This is a genomic window from Paracoccus haeundaensis, from assembly GCF_006239215.1.
Classification (GTDB): Bacteria; Pseudomonadota; Alphaproteobacteria; order Rhodobacterales; family Rhodobacteraceae; genus Paracoccus; species Paracoccus marcusii.
This window is the reverse complement of sequence record NZ_VDDC01000009.1, coordinates 1-14752: the sequence shown is the minus strand read 5'-3', so window position 1 is coordinate 14752 and position 14752 is coordinate 1. Positions and strand designations below refer to the sequence as shown.

Below are 14752 nucleotides of genomic sequence, written 5' to 3'. Positions count from 1 at the left end.
ACGCATCCCTATTGCCGATACCCGTCGGGCAGCTTGGCCAGTCCCAGGAACTGGCGACCGCCGGTCACCTTGTTGGGCAGCCACAGGCCCCAGCTGGTGACCTCGACCGCCAGCACGCCTTCATCGGCATAGGCATCGAAATAGGTCAGCATCGTCTCGACCATGTCGCGGCTGAATTCCGCGGTTGCCAATCTCGGCTCTCTGATTCCCTTAACCACCTTTGTCCTCCATAGCTGACAGGTGTTAACGGCTTGCTACCCATGGCCGGGCTTGTCGCGCGAAAAGCGGACAAGCTGCCTTTTCAGTATGTCCGAAAAGGCATATCCTGCAGGTCGTGAAGCAGGAGAGGCGTGATGCTGAACGATCTGATCCCCAATTTCGACGACGAGATCGCCGAAATGCACGCTCTTGCGCCCTCGGGTTGGATCATGGGGTTCAACCTGACCTACAAGGGCCCCGAACACCTGCACAACGCCTATCCGGATGCCTGGCGATCCATCTACGAGGACCGGAACTACTTCTTCGGCGATCCTATCGCGATGTGGACGATGACCCATGACGGCGCCGCCCGCTGGTCCGAGGTGCGCATTCCCGACCTGCGCGGGGTCATGCAGGCGGCACGGCGGTTCCGCCTGAACTATGGCGTGGCGATATCACGCAAGGTGGCAGGCAAGCGGTCATTCCTGACGCTGTCCCACCCCGACCGCGAATTTTCCGATGACGAGATCGCGCGCTGCCGCGCCAAGTTCAACCTGTGGACCGACCTGGTCCTGAACCGGGCCGCCCTGACGCCCGCCGAACTGGACGTGCTGCGCTGCTTCCGCGACGGTCTTGGCCAGATCGAGACCGCGACCCAGCTGTCCATCGCCGAATCCACCGTCAAGCAGCGGGCGATCAAGGCCTGCGGCAAGCTGGGTGCGAAAAGCCGTACCCAGGCCGTGGCCATCGCGGTCGCCCGCAACTATCTGTGACCGCTACTGGATCGCGCGGATCGCCGGATAGGCGGCGCGATAGGCCCGATGCGCCGCGGCGAATGCGTCGCGCAGACCGGCATCCGGCGCGATCTCGGCGGTGACGCGGGGCGCGGTCATCACCTGCTCGACCGTTCCGGCCCCGGCGGCCACCATGCCAAGCCGTGCGGCGCCCAGGGCCGCGCCAAAGTCGCCGTCCTCGGGCAGGGTCAGGGTCACGTCCAGCGCGGTCGCGATCACCTCCAGCCAATAGCGTGACCGCGCCCCGCCGCCGATGGCCATCAGCCGCGTCGGACGCGCGCCTGTCGATTGCAGCGCCACCAGGCTGTCGGCCAGCCCGAAGGCCACCCCCTCCAGCACGGCGCGGGTCAGGTCGTTGCGGTCGGTCGCCGCCGCCAGCCCGGTCAGGCTGCCGCGGATCGCGGGGTCGTTATGCGGCGTGCGTTCCCCGGACAGATAGGGCAGGAAGCGCACCGGCCCCGGCGCGCGCAGCGGTCCAAGGTCGGCGGTCAGCTGGGCGGGCGTGGCCCCCGTGACGCGGCCCAGCCAGTTCAGGCTGTCGGTCGCGGCCAGCATCACGCCCATCTGGTACCAGCGCCCCGGCACCGCGTGGCAGAAGCTGTGCAGCGCCGTGTCAGGCGCGGGGGCATAGCCGTCGCGCGCCGCCAGCAGCACCCCCGATGTGCCAAGCGACACGAAGCCCGCACCTTCGGCCATGGCGCCGATCCCGCAGGCGGCGGCGGCATTGTCCCCCGCACCCCCGGCGACCGTCACCGACCCGGACAGGCCCCATTCGGCGGCCAGATCGGCACGCAGCCGACCGGCGGGGGCCGACCCTTCGACCAGGCGGGGCATCTGCGCGCGGGTCATTCCGGTCAAGGCCAGCAGGTTGTCCGACCAGTCGCGCGCCCCGGTGTCCAGCCACGACGTCCCCGATGCGTCGGACAGATCGCCCACCGCCTCTCCGGTCAGCCACAGGTTCAGATAGGCGGCCGGCAGCAGCACCCGCGCGGCTTGGGCGAACAGGTCCGGCTCATGCGCGGCCATCCAGGCCAGCTTTGGCGCGGTGAAGCCGGGAAAGACGATGTTGCCGGTCAGCGTGCGAAACCGCGGATCGGCGTCCAGCGCGTCGGCCTCGACATGGCTGCGCGTATCGTTCCACAGGATCGCGGGGCGCAGCACGCGGTCCTGCGCATCCAGCACGCAGGCGCCGTGCATGTGCCCCGCGACGCCGATGCCGCGAAGGGACGCGAATTGGGGATGCGCCGCACGCAGATCGGCCACCGCCCCCTGCAGCGCCGTGATCCAGTCGGCAGGGTCCTGTTCGGACCAGCCGCGACGGGGATGGGCCACGTCGTAATGGCGCTCGGTCGAGCCGATCGGCTGTCCCGCATCATCCACCAGCAGCGCGCGCAGTCCCGACGTGCCCAGATCGATCCCCAGAAAGCTCATCCCGCATCCTCCGTGTTGTCCCGCCAGACCTTCAACACGAAAACCGAAATGTCCAGCCGCCGCCTTGCACCCGCGCCCGCTTCGGACAAGGGTCGGGGGGAAACGAACGGAGCGTGCCATGACCCCCCGCATCATCGACCGCGACAGCGCCCGCGGGCTGGACTGGCCCGGCGCCATCGACGCGCTGCGCCAAGGGCATCTGGCAGCCGCCGCCGAGGTCCGCGACCTGTTCCTGGGGCCCGGGTCGGGCAGCCTGCTGACGCGGGCGGCCTGGCTGCCCGGCCGGGGCTTCGGCGTCAAGGCGGTGACGGTGTTTGGCGACAACCCGGCCCGCGGCCTGCCGTCGGTGCAGGGGGCGATGCTGGTCTTTGACTCCGAAACCGGCGTGCTGACCGCCGTGATCGATGCGCCGCTGGTCACCCAATACAAGACCTGCGCCGATTCCGTGCTGGGCGCGCAGATCCTGGCCCGGCCGGACAGCCGCCGGTTGCTGGTCGTCGGGGCGGGGGTGCTGGCCGGGGGGCTGGTCGCGGCCTATCGCGCGGGCATGCCGCATCTGGATCAGGTGCAGGTCTGGGCGCGCCGTCCCGAACAGGCGCGGGCGCTGGCCGAACGCCTGGCGGCAGAGGGTCACGCGGTCACGCCGGTCACCGACCTGGCCGCGGCGGTGGCCCAGGCCGACATCGTGTCCACCGCGACCATGGCGCGCGAACCGGTCCTGCGCGGGGAATGGGTGCGCCCCGGCACCCATGTCGACCTGATCGGCGCCTTTCGAGCCGAGATGCGCGAGGCCGACGACGCGCTGATGACCCGCGCCCGTATCTTTGTCGACAGCCGTGCCACCACCATCGCCCATATCGGCGAGCTGGCGATCCCGATCGCCGCGGGCGTTCTGACGCCCGACGACGTCCTGGGCGATCTGTACGACCTGGTGCCCGGCCGGTGCGGACGCACGGGCGCGGACCAGGTCACGGTCTTCAAGAACGGCGGCGGCGCGCATCTTGACACGATGATCGCCGCCTGGATCGCCGCCGCGGCCTAGGGCAGGGCGGGCATCACGCGCCCGGTGCAGGGCCCGAACCCCACGCGATAGCCCGCCCCCTGCGCATGGGCGAACAGACCCACCTCGTCCCCGTCCTGCAGGAAGGTGCGGGGCTGGCCGTTCACGGTCACGGGCTGCTGCCCGTTCCGCGTCATCTCCAGCAGGGCGCCGGTCTGATCGGGGGTGGGACCAGAGATCGTGCCCGATCCCAGCAGGTCGCCCACGTTCATCGGGCAACCCGAACTGGCGTGATGGGCCAGCGCCTGCGCCTGCGACCAGTGCATCACGGCATAATTCACGCGTGCCATGACCTGCCCGTTCAGCGTCCAGCCCATCGCCAGGTCATGAAAGCCCGGGCGGCTGTCGCGCAGATGGGGCATGGGGTCCACCGTCCGGGCGGCACCGACGCGGCGGAACGGCTCCAACGCGGCGCGGGTCACGATCCACGGGCTGATCGTGGTGGCGAAGGCCTTGCCCTGGAACGGCCCGAGGGGCTGATATTCCCACGCCTGGATATCGCGCGCCGACCAGTCGTTCAGCAGGACATGGCCAAAGATCATGTCCTCGGCCTGATCGACGGTGATGCGGGTGCCAAGGGCGGTGGCCGCCCCCACGATGGCGCCCAGTTCCAATTCCAGGTCCAGTCGGCGGCTGGCGGTCCATTCCGGACCGGCAGGGCCGGCGACTTGGCCCATCGGGCGATGCACCGGTGTTCCCGACACCACAACCGACGAGGCCCGGCCGTTATAGCCGATGGGCATGTGGTCCCATTGCGGCGGCAGGGCGTTGTCCGGCCCCCGGAACAGGCATCCCACGTTGAACGCGTGATGGCGCGAGGCATAGAAATCGGTGAACCCCTCGACCCGGATCGGCAGGTGCAGCCGCGCGCCCGCCATCGCCACCAGCGGCAGGTCACGGGGTCCGTCGGGGGACAGCAGCGCCGTCAGCCGTGCCCGAGCCGCCGCCCACGCGTCCGGACCGCGGGCGATGAAGTCGTTCATCCGCGGCGCGGCAAAGGTGCCGCCCGCATCCAGCAGACCCTGCGCCTCGCACGCGGCCAGATCCAGGATGCGGTCGCCGATGGCCACCCCGCAGCGCGGGCCGCGGTCGTCCGAAAACACGCCATAGGGCAGGTTGTTCAGCGGGAAATCGCAATCAGGCCGGTTGGCGGACAACACCTGCGACGGCATCAGGCCGGGTTCGGCACCGGTCATTTCACCCCCGGCGTGCCGTCGAACTTCTTCTCCAGCCGGTTCCAGACATCGATGTATTCCGGCTGCATCGGCGCCTCGTGGGCGGCGTATTTGGTCAGATGCTGGGGAAAGCGCGTCTCGAACATGAAGGACATCGTCTCGGCCAGCTTGTGCGGCACCAGATCGCCGGTCGTCGCCTTGTCAAAGGCCTCGCGGTCGGGGCCGTGGGGCAGCATGCAGTTGTGCAGGCTGATCCCGCCGGGGGCGAACCCCTGAGGCTTGGCATCATAGATGCCGTGGATGTTGCCCATCAGTTCGGACATGATGTTCTTGTGGTACCAGGGCGGGCGGAACGAATGTTCGGCCACCATCCAGCGGTCGCGGAACAGCACGAAGTCAATGTTTGCCGTCCCCTCCTGTCCGGACGGTGCGGTCAGCACGGTGAAGATCGACGGGTCCGGATGATCGAACAGGATCGCGCCGACCGGCGAATAGGTCCGCAGATCATACTTGTAGGCGCAATAGTTGCCGTGCCACGCGACCACGTCCAGCGGGCTGTGGTCGATCCAGGTCTCATGAAACTGGCCGCACCACTTGATGACCACGCGGGACCGGGCGTCGCGATCCTCGAAGGCCGCGACGGGGGTCTTGAAGTCGCGCGGATTGGCCAGACAGTTCGCGCCGATGGGGCCGCGGTCGGGCAGGTCGAACTTCTGGCCGTAATTCTCGCAGACGAAGCCCCGGGCGGGGCCTTCCAGCACTTCGACCCGATAGACCAGGCCGCGGGGAAGGATCGCGATCTCCTGCGGCTGGACGTCGATGATGCCCAGTTCGGTACAGAACCGCAGCCGGCCCTGCTGCGGCACCACCAGCAGTTCGCTGTCGGCAGAGAAGAAGTATTCGTCCCGCATCGACGCGGTGACCAGATAGACATGGGTCGCCATGCCGACCTGGATGTTCACGTCGCCTGCGGTCGTCATGGTGCGCATGCCGGTCAGCCAGGTCAGGTCGCCCTGGGGGACCGGGATCGGATCCCACCGGTACTGGCCCAGGCTGGTCACCCCCGGCAGGACATGCGGCGCGGTCTTCCAATAGGGAAGATCGATCGCCGCGAACCGCCCCGTGTGATGCACGGACGGGCGGATGCGATAGCACCAGGTCCGCTCGTTCTGGCCGCGCGGCGCGGTGAAGGCGGTTCCCGACAGCTGTTCCGCATAAAGGCCATAATTGCAGCGCTGCGGACTGTTCTGGCCCTGGGGCAAGGCATCGGGCAGGGCCTCGGTCTCGAAGTCGTTGCCAAAGCCGGGCAGGTATCCCGGATGGGCACCCGGACCCGCAGGGGCACGGGTCATTCCCGAGGTCTGATCGCTGTCGGTCATCGCGGCACCCAATTTCATTGCATCTGCAACGAATATATCCGGCGGTGCCGCGATCCGTCAAGCGACGCGGCCTTGCACCCGCCGCGAGGTCCGTGAATGCTGATGCCTTGGGAACCGGAGGCCGACATGTCCGACATGCGCATCGCCAAGCTGGGTCCGGGCGACCTGTCCGCCTTCAAGGCGATCCGGCTGGAGTCGTTGCGCCTGGCGCCCACCGCCTTTGGCAATACCGAGGCCGACTGGTCAGGGCTGACCGATGACGAATGGATCAGCCGGATGACGCATCCCGTCTTTGCCGCCTTCCGGGGACAGGACCCGGTCGGGATCATGGGCCTGCTACCGCAGCGGGGCGAACGGCGATCGCATCGGGCGACGCTGATCATGGTCTATCTGCGCCAGGACCTGCGGGGAACGGGGGCAGCGGATGCGCTGCTGCGCGCCGTCATGGATTTCGCGACCGCCACCGGGCGGCGGCAGATCGAGCTGGCGGTGAACCACCACAACACGGCCGCCATCCGATTCTATCTGCGCCATGGCTTTGTCCAGACCGGCCGGATCCCTGCCGCGCTGATCGATGCGGGACAGGAGGTGGACGAACTGCTGATGGTCAAGCGTCTGTCCTGACCGGACGGGCCGCATCCAAGAAGGAAATAACCATGATTATGTAGCAAATAAACTGGTCATTGCTCATGGTTCGTTGAACATCCGAAAGTCTTCAGACCCATTCTACGGGCCGCGATTATCCTTATGCGTGGGTCCAAGCAGAATACGAGCAGCCTGTTCCACCTTCGCATCGATCATCCGCTCTATGTGCTCCTGTCGAGTTGCCTCCGAATGACGTCGCCACTCGCCGTGCATCGATAGTCCCCCTGCTCGATCCGTCGGTTGCCGTGCGGAAGTGGACTGGATGACATCTTTTCATTTATTGCTACGTAGGAAGATGTCCGTGCCACGCCAATTGAGGACATCACAAACCTCAAAGTCGTTTGCATTGACGCATGCCGTAGTGGCTTAAAGAACATAAATAGAACATTCTTGTCGTCGTCACTCAATGCGACGAAGCCTCCACCACCGATCATTGTCACGATGCAAAGCGAGCGCGAGGAGTACATCCGTCGATCTTTCGCACGGAAAAATAAGATAATTCTTTGACAGATAAGAATTAAAAGCCACCCAAACCATTTACGCGGTCTTCTCGCACGCCCTGCCAGAACAAGTGATTGTTTGGTGACCGCCCGTTTCTTTTACTTGCAGATGTCGCAGAACCGTCAGTTCAGGTTTAGGGAACCCGTTACGATTTAATGATGCTTTTGAAAGGAGACTGGCCATGTGTGCGACTGCCCAAGTCCCCATTCCATTCCCGCTCGACTTCGACATCGAAGATGACCCTTGTCTGGTCTGCCAAGGGACGCTGAGCGCAGACTGGATCTGCACGAGATGCCACGCCGACCATTTCGAGGGTGTAATGCCGCTGATCGGCTACGGATCGCCCCGGAAGGCCATGATCGGCTCGGCGAACCATGCAAATGCCGCTGGCATTTCCGCGGTGGGCTGAGCGAAGCGACGGACCGGAGTTCGCCGCCTCCTTCCATATCCATCCTGACCCACAGTGCTTTTGGTCCATCATCGAGATGCTGACCCAATTGCTTGGCAGGTGCCCTGCATGCGGGAAAAACACTGCACGCAAAATGCCGTCCAAGGACAGGAACGAAATTCTTACGGATGCCTTGATGTCGAGCATCACGAGGTCATTCAGAATGAACGATACTCCTCCCTATACCCTTGGTCGCTGACGACGATCCTCTAATCCGCATGGCCCCCTGCAACATTCTCTCGGATGCCGGCACCGATGCCATGAGGCAGCCACGGGCGGAATGACCCCCGGGCCCGGCGATCTGCCGCCCGGCGCAGAGTTCATCAGCAAGCGTTCAGCGCCGACGTCGTGCATGATTATCTCAGGAATATCCTGCCGAACGGCAAGCAGTCCGAGCAGCTTCCGACGGCTGTCCATTCCAGATAAGCCGTATTGAAATCTTTGCTCAGAACATCGTGTCTGAGAGCCATCAGGCGGGCAGCGGTGCATCCAGTGCGTATCTGACCCCGGTCGGCTTAAAGCTGAGGGTCGCCGTGCCGCCGAGATCGGCGGGTGTCAGGCTCTCGACGATCGAGCTGCCGAAGCCCCGCCGCTTGGGCTCGCTGACGGGCGGACCGCCCTGCTTGATCCATTCGAACAGGAACCGGTCGGCGTCGTCACTCGAGATCTGCCATCGGATCGTCACCGACCCGGCATCGGCACTGAGCGCCCCGATGCGGCCCATGGCCTTGTCGCGGGCATCATCCAGATCCGTCACGCCGCGCAGCGAGTGCTTGAAGACCGCCTGCGCCGTGGCGAGGGAGTTCTTCACGCGATGCGCCATCTCGCGCGACACCATCCGCCGATGCTCCTCGGCCTCCTTGCGTTCGGTGATGTTCTGCGAGATGCCGACCATGGTGATCTGCGGATCATCCGGCGCGGTGGTGATATGCCCCTTGATCTCAACCCACCGGATGCTTCCGTCCGGCGCCGTGACGCGATATTCTACCTAGAGTCCGGACCTGTCGCGGATTGCCGTCCCACTTTGGAAGGCCGTCAGGGACAATCACAGATCCAAGCTCATCCATCCCGAACTATTCCAGAGAATTGCGGCTGTAGTTTAGCAGACACTGCCGGGACAGGGTGGCCCGGTTGTTCGTCACGTCGAACGTCGCCATACCAGCCGCCCCGAGCACGAAACGCAGGCGCGCCTCGGTCATGACCATGTCCTGCATCCGCTTGACGATCTCTACCTCCAGTTCGCCATGCTCGAAAGCCAGTTCCGCCAAGCGGTTCGGCTCCGGCGAGATGTCGAACTGAGACGCGAAGAAGTGCGTCAGCTGTCCCGGCGCATCGAACACCGGGGAGACGAGCGACCGGTTCCAGAACGAGGTGCCGTCCTTGCAGTAGTTCAGCAGGTCGATCTCGATGCTCTGCCTGTCCTCGATCGCCTTTCGAACCTTCGCCACGTCGTCCAGATTGGTGCCGGGCCCTTGCAGGAACCGGCAGTTCGTCCCGAGGATCTCCTCGCGGGCATATCCGGTCAGCTGCGTGAACGCCTGATTGCCATAGATGATCGGATTGTCCGCCCGTCCGGGGTCCGTCACCAGCATCGGCATGCGGGTCGCGGCAAAGGCCGCGGCGAACGGATTGTCCGTCGGGGGCAGTGGGAACCGCGAAGACCCGTCGCGGCGGAGTGCATCAGTCAAGTCAATCAGCTTCAAAGAAAATGTCTTCTGCCTCTTTAGCGATCATGTGGAGAAGTTTGCACCTGTCCTTGCGTTTGTTAAGCTATATTAGCAGCATAAAGAGTCACACGGGCCTGCCCTGCTCAGCAAGCGTCCTGACCCGGCGGCGACAGGCCGCGTGATATTGATCAAAACCTTCCAAAGCCGGAAACATCCTCCCCAATGCGGGTTGGGCGATGGAGGAGTGGCAAGGACGGTGACTATGGGATCCAAGAAACCACGCGCCCTTGCGCATGTCCTACCATTCACGGAAGCCTATCATGCGCCGCTGGAGACAGAGCCCCTGCGGAAGGACCAGGAGGATGCCCTCCATCAGGAACTCGTGGCCGCGGTGCGACGCGCGCTGGACGAAGGGTGGTGTCCCTGCCCATCGGACCCTCCCCAGTCCAAGCCCGGTGAAGCCGACGCACCGCAGTCCGTTGATCATGTCGGGGACCACGCTGCCCTGACCGAGATCCCTCCGCACTTGATCGTTTTGGCTCTTCGTGTGGACAGGGCGCTCAAGGCTGCCGCAGAAAGACGAACCTCTGCAGGATCGAGATAATCACTGCCCTCAATAGCTCCATCTGTCCTGATTGCACCAGGAGGCACCTTGCTTGTGCGAGATCACAGAGGTGCCTTTGGGACCGTATGCTTGCCGTCCCACTCCGCCAGGCGCGTACCAAGGTGGATGACGTATCTGGCGACAGCACTGTGGACATCATCAGAGGAAAGGTGAGCGTCAGATGCTGCATAGATGGCCATGCCGTTCCGGTACTCGGCCGCTGACGTAATCTCGGCGGCTCCACCATATAGGTCGAAATATCCCAGTATCGCATCGAGCTGCGTCTCGGGCACCTCGCTGCCAGGAACTGGTCGCGCAGTTCGCGATCGATTATTGCCGGTACGGGAGGGAGCGCGCTGCACCTCCCTGCTCCAAAACATGTTGCTTTCTCATCTGCGGTATCCCCTGTGACTGCGATGGCAGATAGTCATGCGCGCCGCCGTAGGACCAATATATCTACGGCTATGTGATCGGGCTTGATGCCTGGTAGCAGCGGACGTGGTCCCGGCCAAGTCAGACCCGTCGCACGCTTTGTCAGAAGAAAAATTCATGTCAGCAGAAAAACGGGCGCCGGTGAGGCGCCCGCTGACTGTTCATATTGGCTCGTGATGCCGCAGTATGGGTCTGCGATATGCCGAGACCTTACAGAATGCCTCGGTCTCGCGTCGGATCGGCGATCAGGGACGACGCTGCTGCCGCTCCGGTCTGCCCGGACGACGCGACGCGCAGGTTGTTCTGCACGTGCTTCACCCCTGAGGCACGCTCCGCGACATCCTCGGCATGACGCTTGGCGAGCCGCTCCGGAACGGTACCGGTCAGCGTGACCTCGCCGTCCTGAACCATCACCTCGATGTCCGAGGCGTCCAGTTGGCCGTCATCCATCAGACGCTCGCTGACGTCCTCCTTGATGCGCTCGTCCGACCGGATGTAACCCTTCGGGCCGGTGCCGCGATGCTTGTCCATATCGCGACGGCGGCTGGCCTCCTGGCCGCCAAACCACGAGGCCACCTCGTCGCCTGCGCGATCCAGGAACCCGCGTTCGTCGTTGCGGTCGGCATAGCCGCGCCCGTAGGAGCGGTTGTCACGCCCGTAGCCGCTGTTCGAGCCGTAGGGATCAAAGGCACGATCGGCACGAAGATCGGGGCCCATGCTGCCGCGACGACCCGGCCATCATTCGAGCGGCCATAGCCGCCGCCCTGGCCATAGCCACGGTCGTAGGATGCGGAGCGATCATAGACATCGTAGCGATCACGGTATTGGTCGCGATTGTCGCGCATCTCATCCATGTCGCGGCGACGTTCGGCCTGATCATCGCCGACCCAGGACTTGACCTCGTCCGCGGCCTTGTCGGTCCAGTCGCGATCGTTCCTGTTCATGTCGCGGTTGCCGTAGCCCTGGCCGGCACGTCCCATGCGATCACGGTCGTTATATTCGTTTGCCATAGCGTGTTCCTCCTCAAAACACGGGTGCCACGCGGCATCTCAAATGCGGGAGAAACGGCCGCTTCCGAAGGGGCGTTCCGGCAAATAAATGTTATCGGCAAGGCTTGGATCACCCGCTGTCTGTGACACCTCCTTCCTGAGACTTCGCCTTAGTTGACCGCCGTAGAAATCATGGATTAACGTTTACACGTCTAAAACAGGTTAGGCTCGGGACGGTTGGCCCGACCCCCGCCCTGCGGGCCCTTCCGTTGCATGCAACGGCCCATGACTGTGAAGGCGTCTGCAGGGTGCAGAAGCCAATGCAAGGGGCATGACATGGAACCGCGAATTTCCGTCATCACACTGGGCGTGAGCAATCTTGAACATTCACTATCGTTTTATCGCGATGGGCTTGGGCTGCCGACCAAAGGCATCATCGGCCAGGCCGCATCCTCGCTTGTCGTCCGGCCCTCATATGAGATTGCAGAAGTAGAGCAGCGCTACCCGGGGGTCACACCATCAGAGCCTCCAGCGCATCCGGCCTTCCCAGTGCCATCGGCGCGCGCCATCGGGCAAGGTCACCATCCGGTCCCTCGAATCTGGTGAACGGAACCCATCCCTCCGCCGTATGAATGCGGACGTCGCCTCCGGCTGCCAGTACGAGGGCAGCACCTCCAGCCACATCCCAGAGGTTTTGAGCGCCAAGCTGCGTGCCGGCGAGGAGGCCAGCGGCGACAAACGCGCATTCGATCGCAGCCGACCCTGTCAGCCGTGTATCGAAGGGTTCCGCCGTCCCGCCTTGCGGCGTGCCAACAAGGCTTCGACGGACCTGCGCTTGATCTGGCCGCACGAATTCAGCACCATCGAAATTTAGGGAGCCGCCGACATGAGCGGAGTAGACACCGGGGCGCAGCACATGGGTGGCTGAACACCACAGCGCGCCGGCAACCGGACGGCTACGGTAGAGCACGCCAATGGAGGCTGCGAACATCGGCAGTCCGGATCGCGCATCCACCCGGGCTCCCCCTTGTAGCTGACCTGCATCGCCTTCCCCAAGGCGAACTGGATATCGGCCCCGGCGAGGGCGGCCAATTTCGCAGCAAGGCTTTCGATGCGTTGCAGTTCGTCGATCGGTGGGTTCTCCATGGTCATTGTTGAGCGCTCCGTTTGGCTTCAAGATCAAGATCTGCGGGATCCACCTTACGGACCTCTACATGGTCCCGAAACACGTCGACATCCATGGCAGCACCGGTGCCGCGCCCGCGACGGGTCACGTTGAGGGCACCTGCTGCGGTGGCCAGCCGCAGCGCGTCGCTGACGCTGAGACCCTGCGTGCGTGCGACGGCCAGTCCACCCGTCATGGAATCCCCGGCGCCTGTGTGATCCCGTGGCGTCACGTTCGGTAGGGTCGCCAGCTAGAACTTTCCATCAAATCTGGCGAGAGTTCCGCAAGCGGCACAGGAGACGACGATATCGCGCGCCCGATCGACAAGCCGGTCCATCCCGGCTGCGATGGCCGACCAAGAACCATCGGTCGCATATCCGTCCGCCACCATCTCCTCATGACTGATCTTCAGGACCCTATTCCCTGGTCGATCGCCTTGAGAGGCGCACCTGCCACATCAGCGATGATCTCCACACCGTTCGCTGCGCGATCGCGCACTACAGTTCCATAGAGTGCAGGGTCAAAGACTTCGCCGTCCGGCAGGCCGGTCAGGGCGACAGTGCCGCAGCGCATCCCCTCCGTCAGGAGCGCGTCCAGAAGATTATCCACCTCATGCCTGTCTAGCCTTGCCAGCTGCATCTCAGCGATTTGCGCCCGTTCGCCGCCACGTCGATCATGGATGTAGGCACCGTTCGACCCGGCAACGTCCACCGATCGCGCGGCGATACCATCGTCATGCAACATGACCGCAGCTGCTCGCCCGATCTTTCCGCCGAATGGTCCGACGAGGGTGACGCGGGCACCAAAAGACGCCGCCATTCGCGCGACCCAAACGCCCTGTCCTCCTGCCCGGACAACGATATCGTCGGAGCCGTCTTCCGGGGAGGCCTCGATCGCAACCGCGATCAACGGCCACGGCGCAAACACGCACAGATTGCTGCTCGAAGCGTGTTCCAATGTCCTATCATCATCTGACAATCTCGTGTTTTTCATTAGCCTGCCCAATAGTTGACTTTATCGCTTCCGAGAAACGAAAGGACAGCCCGTTAGGATCCTCATGTTAGTTATTTTCAAAAATTGTTACATGAAAGATTAACTTTTTTCGAGGGAAACGGTGATTGTAGATGAAGTTCGTTAACGTGCATCCTCATAGGCGACAATACTTTCCGGCAATACCTATTCAGAATTTCATCAGTTTATAGATTGGCTTTTAGTCGCACGGGACTAATATGCCTCCACCCGAACTGAGTAAGGCTTTCCCATTCGGTCAGGCGGTCCCAGTCTTGCCCGAGATGGGACCGCTGTCAGGAAACCTCATCTTGTTAACGGTACAAATGCAAGTGCGAGCATTATCCGAAGGATAATCGCTTGTCGGCCAAGTTCGCCGCGAACGATCAGCAACCAAAATTTCTGAAGAAGTGTATGCCATATATAATCTGCCATACGAACCAGTACGTGTCTGGTACATGCGCATACAGACTGTGCGTTCGTTGATGACATAACCGCACCAGCCCAGCACACCCACTCGTCTTCGGCGGCATCCAAAAGTCGGAGCGCCTCCTTTTCAAGCTCGCACAAATGCGAGGATCCGCGCAGTCTTAACGGCCCAACGCAAAAATTTGCCAGTGGGTCAAGCTTGGTGAAATTTCTGGTAATAAATCGTTAACCAACACCACATAACGTTCCCGAACAAAGAGCAACGGTAATGGGACGGGATCTGGAATGGCGACAATCAGAGGGTCGAGTGCTGACGATACGATGCGGGGCACGACACAATCAGACATAGTCTGGGGTCTTGAAGGGTTGGACACCTTCCACTGGCAGGCCGGAATGGGCAACGACACGTATCACGGCGGTACCGGAGTGGAGCGGTACGATGCCAATCCCTATACGCCAGGCAACCCCGGTGGTGACAAGCTGATCCTGGAGGGCTCAGTCGGAGCACGCATCGATATGCGTTCGACAGATAGTGGCAGCGTTCAGATCGGCAGCGAGCGTCTGGACTTCACTGGCATCGAGCGCATCTACGGCACCTCGGGTAACGATGTTGTCTATGCAACAAACGCCACGGTGAACACCTCCGGTAGCGGAATATCCGCCCACGGTCTGTCGATCTTCACCGGTGCTGGAAATGACCGTATCTCAGGATCGCAGTTTGACGACGTTATTGATGGGGGTTCAGGCAATGATACCATCAGCGGCGATGGCGGAAACGATTTTATCCACTCTAATACCGGCAATGATCTGATTTATGGCGGCGCCGG

General features: G+C 63.1%; 15 protein-coding genes and 1 pseudogene. 4 read left to right on the top strand and 12 right to left on the bottom strand.

Annotated features, from left to right (window positions below; all coding sequences use genetic code 11):
• Positions 1-8: 8 nt before the first annotated feature.
• A complete protein-coding gene (locus tag FHD67_RS05090; RefSeq protein WP_045983434.1) occupies positions 9-191 on the bottom strand; it encodes a hypothetical protein in 183 nt (60 codons plus the stop codon).
• A 162-nt stretch (positions 192-353) separates the two neighbouring features.
• Here FHD67_RS05090 and FHD67_RS05085 point away from each other — a divergent pair, with 162 nt between their 5' ends.
• Positions 354-971: a helix-turn-helix transcriptional regulator gene (locus tag FHD67_RS05085; RefSeq protein WP_052714903.1), complete on the top strand. Its 618-nt coding sequence runs from the start codon at positions 354-356 to the stop codon at positions 969-971.
• 3 nt (positions 972-974) lie between these two features.
• Here FHD67_RS05085 and xylB read toward each other — a convergent pair whose 3' ends face one another.
• Positions 975-2423 carry a xylulokinase gene (gene xylB / locus FHD67_RS05080; protein ID WP_139598047.1) on the bottom strand — a complete coding sequence of 483 codons (1449 nt, stop codon included), beginning with the start codon at positions 2421-2423 and terminating at the stop codon, positions 975-977.
• Positions 2424-2541: 118 nt separating this feature from the next.
• Here xylB and FHD67_RS05075 point away from each other — a divergent pair, with 118 nt between their 5' ends.
• A complete protein-coding gene (locus FHD67_RS05075; protein ID WP_139598046.1) occupies positions 2542-3465 on the top strand; it encodes an ornithine cyclodeaminase family protein in 924 nt (307 codons plus the stop codon).
• Here the strand turns inward: FHD67_RS05075 and fahA are convergent.
• Positions 3462-4679: a fumarylacetoacetase gene (gene fahA / locus FHD67_RS05070; protein ID WP_139598045.1), complete on the bottom strand. Its 1218-nt coding sequence runs from the start codon at positions 4677-4679 to the stop codon at positions 3462-3464. The two genes, FHD67_RS05075 and fahA, sit on opposite strands and share 4 nt — an antisense overlap.
• Positions 4676-6037, bottom strand: coding sequence for a homogentisate 1,2-dioxygenase (gene hmgA / locus FHD67_RS05065; protein WP_139598044.1), 1362 nt, complete (start codon positions 6035-6037; stop codon positions 4676-4678). Before hmgA ends, fahA begins: the two co-directional genes overlap by 4 nt.
• Before the next feature lie 96 nt (positions 6038-6133).
• On the opposite strand from hmgA, the gene FHD67_RS05060 reads away from it, so the two are divergent.
• Positions 6134-6661 carry a GNAT family N-acetyltransferase gene (locus FHD67_RS05060; protein WP_246071233.1) on the top strand — a complete coding sequence of 176 codons (528 nt, stop codon included), beginning with the start codon at positions 6134-6136 and terminating at the stop codon, positions 6659-6661.
• A gap of 667 nt (positions 6662-7328) precedes the next feature.
• Here FHD67_RS05060 and FHD67_RS05055 read toward each other — a convergent pair.
• From FHD67_RS05055 to FHD67_RS05020, 8 genes and pseudogenes are all read right to left on the bottom strand, one after another.
• On the bottom strand, positions 7329-7778 hold the full coding sequence (locus FHD67_RS05055; protein WP_139598043.1) for a hypothetical protein: 450 nt from the start codon (positions 7776-7778) through the stop codon (positions 7329-7331).
• Positions 7779-8100: 322 nt separating this feature from the next.
• Positions 8101-8526, bottom strand: a complete 426-nt coding sequence (locus tag FHD67_RS20875; RefSeq protein WP_232303280.1) for an HWE histidine kinase domain-containing protein — start codon at positions 8524-8526, stop codon at positions 8101-8103.
• A 178-nt stretch (positions 8527-8704) separates the two neighbouring features.
• Entirely contained in the window at positions 8705-9334 is a 630-nt protein-coding gene (locus FHD67_RS20865; protein WP_232303281.1) for a PAS domain-containing protein, read from the bottom strand.
• Positions 9335-10544: 1210 nt separating this feature from the next.
• A complete protein-coding gene (locus tag FHD67_RS05045; RefSeq protein ID WP_052715158.1) occupies positions 10545-11051 on the bottom strand; it encodes a BON domain-containing protein in 507 nt (168 codons plus the stop codon).
• Positions 11052-11221: 170 nt separating this feature from the next.
• Positions 11222-11278, bottom strand: a pseudogene (locus FHD67_RS21165) (hypothetical protein); the annotation flags it as partial.
• Positions 11279-11834: 556 nt separating this feature from the next.
• Positions 11835-12314 (bottom strand): inositol monophosphatase family protein, encoded by a 480-nt coding sequence (locus tag FHD67_RS05030; protein WP_084693717.1) that lies wholly within the window; start codon positions 12312-12314, stop codon positions 11835-11837.
• 157 nt (positions 12315-12471) lie between these two features.
• Entirely contained in the window at positions 12472-12720 is a 249-nt protein-coding gene (locus tag FHD67_RS05025; RefSeq protein WP_176695056.1) for a PfkB family carbohydrate kinase, read from the bottom strand.
• Positions 12721-12896: 176 nt separating this feature from the next.
• Entirely contained in the window at positions 12897-13481 is a 585-nt protein-coding gene (locus FHD67_RS05020; RefSeq protein ID WP_139598041.1) for a 1-phosphofructokinase family hexose kinase, read from the bottom strand.
• Positions 13482-14210: 729 nt separating this feature from the next.
• On the opposite strand from FHD67_RS05020, the gene FHD67_RS05015 reads away from it, so the two are divergent.
• Positions 14211-14752, top strand: a 542-nt coding sequence (locus FHD67_RS05015; RefSeq protein ID WP_425467242.1) for a calcium-binding protein, incomplete at its 3' end; no start/stop codon positions are given.

Bases quoted from the DNA above. Each gene is read 5' to 3' on its own strand.
- FHD67_RS05045 (WP_052715158.1), bottom strand. From the start codon at position 11,051: ATGGGCCCCGATCTTCGTGCCGATCGTGCCTTTGATCCCTACGGCTCG.
- xylB (WP_139598047.1), bottom strand. From the start codon at position 2,423: ATGAGCTTTCTGGGGATCGATCTGGGCACGTCGGGACTGCGCGCGCTG.
- FHD67_RS05055 (WP_139598043.1), bottom strand. From the start codon at position 7,778: ATGCTCGACATCAAGGCATCCGTAAGAATTTCGTTCCTGTCCTTGGAC.
- FHD67_RS05020 (WP_139598041.1), bottom strand. From the start codon at position 13,481: ATGAAAAACACGAGATTGTCAGATGATGATAGGACATTGGAACACGCT.
- FHD67_RS05030 (WP_084693717.1), bottom strand. From the start codon at position 12,314: ATGTTCGCAGCCTCCATTGGCGTGCTCTACCGTAGCCGTCCGGTTGCC.
- FHD67_RS05075 (WP_139598046.1), top strand. From the start codon at position 2,542: ATGACCCCCCGCATCATCGACCGCGACAGCGCCCGCGGGCTGGACTGG.
- fahA (WP_139598045.1), bottom strand. From the start codon at position 4,679: ATGACCGGTGCCGAACCCGGCCTGATGCCGTCGCAGGTGTTGTCCGCC.
- FHD67_RS20875 (WP_232303280.1), bottom strand. From the start codon at position 8,526: ATGGTCGGCATCTCGCAGAACATCACCGAACGCAAGGAGGCCGAGGAG.
- hmgA (WP_139598044.1), bottom strand. From the start codon at position 6,037: ATGACCGACAGCGATCAGACCTCGGGAATGACCCGTGCCCCTGCGGGT.
- FHD67_RS05085 (WP_052714903.1), top strand. From the start codon at position 354: ATGCTGAACGATCTGATCCCCAATTTCGACGACGAGATCGCCGAAATG.
- FHD67_RS05060 (WP_246071233.1), top strand. From the start codon at position 6,134: ATGCTGATGCCTTGGGAACCGGAGGCCGACATGTCCGACATGCGCATC.